The 270-nt window shown below is 61.9% G+C and carries 1 pseudogene; it reads left to right on the top strand.

The features are described from left to right. Positions 1 to 29: 29 nt before the first annotated feature. Positions 30 to 270 (top strand): annotated as a pseudogene (locus SB772_RS41315) (polysaccharide biosynthesis protein); the annotation flags it as partial.

Genomic DNA, 270 nt, shown 5'->3' with positions numbered 1-270 from the left:
CGTGCGCGCTGGGTTTCGCAGGGGGGATCATGAAAAAGCTCGACACCTCGCTGTCGAAACTCGATCTGTTCGCCGTCTACCTGTCGTCCGCGTTTCGCTACCTCTATCCGCTCGTCCTGATTCCTTATTACGGACGCGTGCTGGGCGCGGGCGGCTACGGCGTGGTGCTGGCCGGTACGTCGTTGTCGAATTCGCTCTGGCTGTTCGTGAACTTCGGCTTGTCGACGGTCGGCGGACGCGAACTCGTGCAAACCGATCAGGCGGGCCATC

This window comes from Paraburkholderia sp. SIMBA_030 (assembly GCF_046535245.1).
GTDB lineage: Bacteria > Pseudomonadota > Gammaproteobacteria > Burkholderiales > Burkholderiaceae > Paraburkholderia.
This window is presented reverse-complemented; position numbering and strand designations above follow the sequence as displayed.